This window comes from Rhizobium sp. SVR5-2C (assembly GCF_056755115.1).
Genome location: NZ_JBNDHT010000084.1, coordinates 22,537 through 28,745 on the forward strand (window position 1 = coordinate 22,537; position 6,209 = coordinate 28,745).

Annotated in this window: 7 protein-coding genes; 5 read left to right on the forward strand and 2 right to left on the reverse strand. The window is 59.5% G+C overall.

Going from position 1 to position 6,209, the window contains the following annotated elements; genetic code table 11:
* The first annotated feature begins 9 nt into the window (after window positions 1-9).
* From ACPYOI_RS22205 to ACPYOI_RS22215, 3 genes are all read left to right on the forward strand, one after another.
* Complete coding sequence (locus ACPYOI_RS22205; protein WP_481414514.1) at window positions 10-831, forward strand: inositol monophosphatase family protein; 822 nt, start codon at window positions 10-12, stop codon at window positions 829-831.
* Window positions 828-1,583 (forward strand): phosphodiesterase, encoded by a 756-nt coding sequence (locus tag ACPYOI_RS22210; protein ID WP_481414515.1) that lies wholly within the window; start codon window positions 828-830, stop codon window positions 1,581-1,583. Before ACPYOI_RS22205 ends, ACPYOI_RS22210 begins: the two co-directional genes overlap by 4 nt.
* Window positions 1,584-1,667: 84 nt before the next feature.
* The gene (locus tag ACPYOI_RS22215; RefSeq protein ID WP_481414516.1) at window positions 1,668-2,705 is read left to right on the forward strand and encodes a substrate-binding domain-containing protein; all 1,038 of its coding nucleotides are present in this window, start codon (window positions 1,668-1,670) and stop codon (window positions 2,703-2,705) included.
* A gap of 36 nt (window positions 2,706-2,741) precedes the next feature.
* On the opposite strand, the gene ACPYOI_RS22220 is transcribed toward ACPYOI_RS22215, so the two are convergent.
* A complete protein-coding gene (locus ACPYOI_RS22220; RefSeq protein ID WP_481414517.1) occupies window positions 2,742-3,941 on the reverse strand; it encodes a multidrug effflux MFS transporter in 1,200 nt (399 codons plus the stop codon).
* 167 nt (window positions 3,942-4,108) lie between these two features.
* On the opposite strand from ACPYOI_RS22220, the gene ACPYOI_RS22225 reads away from it, so the two are divergent.
* Window positions 4,109-4,804 carry a TetR/AcrR family transcriptional regulator gene (locus ACPYOI_RS22225; RefSeq protein WP_481414518.1) on the forward strand — a complete coding sequence of 232 codons (696 nt, stop codon included), beginning with the start codon at window positions 4,109-4,111 and terminating at the stop codon, window positions 4,802-4,804.
* Window positions 4,805-4,807: 3 nt separating this feature from the next.
* Here ACPYOI_RS22225 and ACPYOI_RS22230 read toward each other — a convergent pair whose 3' ends face one another.
* A complete protein-coding gene (locus tag ACPYOI_RS22230) occupies window positions 4,808-5,248 on the reverse strand; it encodes a response regulator (protein WP_481414519.1) in 441 nt (146 codons plus the stop codon).
* A gap of 303 nt (window positions 5,249-5,551) precedes the next feature.
* Between ACPYOI_RS22230 and ACPYOI_RS22235 the strand changes: the two genes are divergently transcribed.
* Window positions 5,552-6,209: PAN/Apple domain-containing protein (locus tag ACPYOI_RS22235; protein ID WP_481423369.1), on the forward strand; the 658-nt coding region annotated here is incomplete at its 3' end.

The window sequence follows — 6,209 nt, forward strand, 5'->3', positions numbered from 1 at the left end:
AAGACATCCATGCATTGCGAATTCCCCTATGATCCGCGTTTCGTACTCGCACGCCAAGTGATCCTCGACGCCGCCACAAAGGCGCGTTCTTATTTTGCCGATCTCGCCTCGTTGGAGAGCAGCCAGAAGCTCAACGGCCAGGATGTCGTGAGCGAAGCCGACAAGGCAATCGAAGCACTAATCCGCGCAAGGATCGCTGCGAGCTTTCCGGATGACGGCGTGCTCGGCGAGGAGGAAGGTCTCAAAGAAGGACCATCCGGCTATCTTTGGGTGATCGATCCGATCGACGGCACCAGCTGTTTTATCCACGGCATCGACCAATGGTGCATTTCGATTGCCGTCATGAAGGGCCGCGACACGGTGCTGGGGCTGATCTGCCAGCCGTCGGGCGGCGACCTTTTCGTCGCGAAGAAAGATGCCGGGGTACAGCTCAACGGACGGCCGGTGAATGTCAGCCATACGAGCACCATTTCGACCGGCCTGCTCGGCGTCGGTGCCAATTTCCGCATTCCGCTGCGGCAGGTCTCTTGCTTCATCCAACTCCTTCTCGAGGCAGGCGGCATGTTCATCCGCAACGGTTCCGGCGCGCTGATGCTGGCGCAGGTCGCCTGCGGCCGCCTTGCCGGCTACTACGAGCCGCATATCAACGCCTGGGATTGCGCGGCTGGCCTGCTGATGGTCCGGGAAGCCGGCGGGTGGACCGCCGAATTTCCGGGTGAAGGCCGCACCCTTCAAACCGGCGGCCCCGTCATCGCCGCCGGAGCACAGATGCGTGAAGAACTGCTCGCACTCGTCGCGCGCTCACTCGAAGACGCCGGAACCTTTTCATGAAGCTCATCCATGTTTCCGATTTCCATCTCGTTCCAGCAGGTCAGATGCTGCTTGGCCTCGATCCAGCGGCGCGCATGGATGCATGCCTTTCGGACATCGAAAGGTTCCATTCCGATGCAGCGCTGGTCGTGGTCTCGGGCGATCTTTCCGAAACCGGCGGGGAAGAGACCTATCGGATCCTCAAGGAGCGCGTTTCGCGTTCGTCGCTGCCCATCCGGCTGATGCTCGGCAATCACGATGTCCGGGCAAACTTTGCGGCCGTGTTCCCGGATCAGATGAGCGGCAACGGCTTCGCGCAGGCTGCAATCGACCTGCCCCAGGGCCGCGTGATCACGCTCGATACACTCGACGACGGAAAGGTGACGGGCAGGCTCTGCGCCACCCGGATTTCATGGCTCAGGGAAAAGCTCGAAGAAGCGAGGGACCGCCCCGTCTATATTTTCATGCATCACCCTCCGGCGAGGGTGCATATTCCAGCGCTCGACCGCATCGGCCTTGCCGAGCCTGAGGGTTTCTTCGATCTCGTGAGCGGGCACAACAACGTGCGGCATGTTTTCGCCGGCCATCTGCACCGCCTCGTCACCGGCAACTGGCAGGGCGTTCCCTTCACCATCCTGCGCAGCACGAACCACCAGACGGCGCTCGATTTCGTCTCGGAGAAGACCTCCAATGCGTTCGAGGCGCCGCTTTATTCGATCATCTTCGCCGAACCGGATTCGCTCGTCATCCACTTCCACCAGTTTCAGGATTAGCTGGCGAAGCTGCTTTCCGGAAACGTTTTCCTATGGCAATAAGAACGGATTACACGTTTCGATCCGGGAGGAAGATCGCCGCAGATGAAAGGTATCCGCCAGCTTGCCGAGCATCTCGATATCTCCATCGGGACCGTTTCCCGTGCGCTGAACGGAAAGCCAGACGTCAATGAGGAAACGCGCAAGCGCGTGCTCGCTGCGGCCGAAGAGCTCGGCTACGTAGCGAACCAGTCCGGCCGCAGCCTCCGGCAAGGGACCACCAATGCCATCGGCCTGATGATCGAATCCAACAAGGAAACGGTCGAAAACAGTGACAACTTCTTTCTTGGCCTGACGGGCGGTCTGCAGAGCGTGTTTTCGCGACACAAGCTCGACCTAGTGATGCTCCCCTGCCCCAGCGACGAAGACCCGTATGAGTATCTGAAGCGCATGGTGGCGCGGCGTGTCGTCGACGCGATGATCATTTCGGCAACGCAGAGAATCGACCGGCGTATCGACCTCTTGGTGAAGGCGAAGATACCCTTCGTGGCGCTCGGACGCAGTTCGTCAGGCGGAAGCCATCCGTGGATCGACCTTGATTTCGAGGGTGTCGCGGCATCAGCGGTCGCGCGGCTAGTCGCCAAGGGACATCGCAAGATCGCGGTCGCCGCACCGTCGAGCGATATCAACCTCGGCTATATTTTCGTCGACGCCTATCGGCAGGCGCTCGAGCGGCACGGCATAAAATACGACCCCAAGCTCGTCATCCGCGTCAAGTCGAGCGAGCAAGGCGGCTACCAGGCCGGGCACGAATTGCTGCTGCTGGAAAGCAAACCGACGGCCATCATCCTGATTTACGAGTTGATGGCGATCGGCCTCTACAGGCGGCTCATGGAGGCTGGTGTCGTCCCAGGCCGGGATCTGGCCGTGATCGGCTTCCGCGAAGAGCCGCGTGCAAAATTTCTGCAGCCGGCGCTCACCTGCTTCCGCATGTCGCTGCGCGATCTCGGCGTCGAACTTGCAGAGACGCTGCTTGCAGCCATGCCCGTCTATGCAAACTTCTATCCAAAAGGGGCGCACAACACGATCTGGCCGCTGGAACTGGTTCCCGGCGAAAGCGATGCCTTTTCCCTCGGGTCGTGAGAAAGGCCGCGCTCAATTCAAGCGCGGCTCTGATTGTCATTCGGCCGGTGCTGCGGTAGCACGGCGGCCGAGGGCTACTTGGGTTACGATGAAGGCGAACAAAGCGCAGACCGCGATACCCGCCGCCATCGGAAGCGCCGTGCCGTCGGCAAAGAGGCTCGACACGACCATCGCGACGGCCGCGATGACGAAATGCAGTGTGCCCATCAGCGACGAGGCAGTGCCGGCGATCTCGCCGTGATCTTCCAGGGCAAGAACCGCGCTCGTCGGGATGACGAGACCGAGGAAACCGTAGCCGGCAAAGAGGAATGCGGCCATCACTGGAAGCTGGTTGAGGCCGGTCGCCATCACCACCGCCATGACCACCATGACAAGGGAGAAAGCGGTGACTGCGGTACGCATGACGCGAACGAGGCCGAAACGTTCGCCGAGCCATCCGGTCGCCTGCGACACTGCGAAGAACGATACCGCATTGATCGAGAAGGCGAAGCTGTATTGCGTCGGCGTCAGGCCGTAATGCTGGATGAGCACGAAAGGCGAGTTCGCCAGATAGACGAGGAAGCTCGAAATCCCGAGCCCGCCGATGAAGGTCAGCGTCAGAAAGTTCTTGTCACGCAGCAAGAAACGATAGGCTGACATCGCGCTGCCGAGGCTGCTGCCCTTGCGGTCCTTTTCCGGGCGGGTTTCAACGAGCTGCGTCGCAAGCAGGAGAAGCCCGATGAAGGCGGCGACCATGACCGCCCAGAAGACGCCGCGCCAGCCATAGAACTCGATGACGGCGCTGCCGGCAAGCGGAGCGAGAATGGGCGAGATCGAGAAGACGAGCATTAGGAGCGACATCAGGCGGGCAGCCTGCACGCCGGTATGCATATCCCGGACGACAGCACGCGGAATGACCATGCCCGCCGCGCCTCCGATGCCCTGGATGAAACGGAAGGCAATCAAAGTCTCGATGTTCTGCGCCAGCGCGCAGCCAACGCTGGCGATAGTGAAGATGCCGATACCCAGGTAGAGCGGCAACTTGCGGCCCCACATATCTGACAGCGGCCCGTAGAGCAGCTGCGCAAGTGCAAAGGAAATGAAGAAGGAAAGCAGGCTCAGCTGGGTTACGCTGTTATCCGAGCCCAGATCGGCGCCGATGGACGGCAGCGCCGGCAGATACATGTCGATGGCAAACGGACCTATGGCCGACAAAAGGCCAAGGACGAGCGCCATGCGAAAGAATGAAGCAGTCATTTTGGTGATCTTTCATAAAAGCGCAGCGGTTCAATGATGATTGATCGCTGTCGCGACGCGCTTGGGAGATGCGTCAGCAAATACAAACCGATGTGTCAACTATTTTGGACATGCGTGTAAAATTAGACAGCATTGTCTAAAACGTCAAGACGCCTTATCTTTGACGAATGAAAAATCTCGCGACACCCGAAAAGAGATCAGACGGTCCAACCCAGCGCGGCCAGTTCAAGAAGCGCACCTCTATCCTGGAAGCGGCCGCGGATGTTTTCTGCCGCCAGGGCTTTGCGGGGGCCAGCCTCGATGAGATCGCGGTGGAGGCCCATGTCTCCCGTCAAACGATCTACAATCATTATTGCGAGAAGGAGACCTTGTTCGTCGCCGTCGTTGATGACGTTCTGAAGCGCGCCAATTCGATGCTTTTTTCGATGCTCGCTACATTCCCGGCCAATGCGGACAATCTGGAAGAGGACCTCGTCGCCTTTTTGATCCGCATCAACAAGAACTGCGTCTGCAACCACGATGGAAAATTTCTCCGTCGCCTCGTTCAAACCGAGGGCGAGCGCTACCCGCATCTGTTCGAGACCTGGCGCCAGCAGGGCCCCGACCGGATCATCTCCGCGCTCGGCGCTCTTTTTGCGCGGCTGAGCGCAAGCGGTGCGCTGAAGATAGACGATTTCGACGTCGCGGCGCGGCAATTCCTTGCTCTCGGAAATGCTGACCTGCAGATCATGATGCTGTTCGGCCAGGCGCCGACAGACGAACAACTCGAAAGTGCCGCCCGCAACGCGGTGCGGACGTTCCTTCGGGCCTACGGCGCTGACAGGCTCGCGGCCGGGGCACAACTTGCCGCCGTCAGTGGCTAACTTTCAGGCGAACGCCAGCATTTGCGCCGGCACCGCGGCCAACATACCGTTGCGGCGCGCGACAGCATATTTCAGGGACTGTTCGACGACCGATGGCATGACCGGCTTGCTGACGACGCCGAGCGTACCTTCTACTCCTCCCGCGACCATCTCGGGATTAGCTGTCATGAAGACAACGGCGATGCCATAATCTTCCGCTAGCCTGCGGCCGATTTCCGGCCCGGTTGCACCGTCCGACAAATTGACATCCACAAAGGCAATCTCCGCCGTGGGGGCAAACCGCAGAGCCTGTTCCGTGTTTGCCGCAAAACCCGTCACTTCCATACCCATGGAGTGAACGGTCGCTTCGAGATCGAGGGCGATCAGGAACTCGTCCTCCACTATCAATACTCGCTGATTCATCAGGTTATCCCGTAGCCAGCTACGCAAGACATTCGTGGCCATCACCCCATCCCCCGTTGACCCAGGCACGCGAAAGATGTCGTCCCGGCCGGATTAACGTCGCCGGAACTTGAGTCGATAACGACGTCGAGCGAGAAATGTTCCGTGCCGATACGCTTAATTTTTACGTTAACTATTTGGTAAGGTTGATAAATTCTTAAAGGACCCACAGAGCACTTGTCCGCAAGAGCTGCCGCGAAGGATATTCTTAGCAGCTCTTTATGGCCGGTGCTTGAGGTCGTGTTGACAAGTTTTTGCGCTGGCTGGAGAGTACCACAATCCAGCGCCAGGGATCCGGGGGTAACCATGTCTGCACGCTCGCTCTTTGCAGTCGTCGCAATAGCTGTTTCGGCCATCATGACGAGTGTTCCCGCAATAGCTGCGGAAACGAAGCGCGATATCCAGACGATCAAGGACGCCGATTTCTTCGGCTTCGACCTGAGAACGGAACAGAATGTCTCGCTCGATCAGTGCAAGGCATCGTGCATAGGCGACAAGAGCTGCAAGGCCTTCACCTACAATCCGAAGGTGAAGTGGTGCTTCCTGAAATCCGACTTCAAGACGATGAACGCTTTCCCCGGCGCCATAGCGGGCCGGATCGTCGAAACCGCAGCCGGGCCGCAGGAAGCCGATATCGGCGCAGCCCCTCGCCTCAGCTTCCTTTCCGCCGACCTGATCCAACAGGCACGCGACGTCAAGACCAATCTGGCGCTTAGCGAAGCGCAACAAGGCCAGACCGTCGATAGCCTGACCGCCACGGCGCGGCTCGATCTCACCGGCAACAATCTCGCAAGCGCGATCGAAGCCTTTCACGGAGCGCTGGCGTTGACGCCTGATGACGCCGATCTCTGGCTGGAGACGGCCCGCGCAGCAAATTCCCTTGGCGGCACCGACAGTCAGGCTTTCGGCCAGGCGGTTCTCGATGCGCTGAACGGGTATGAACTGACCCGCACGGCCTCAAAAC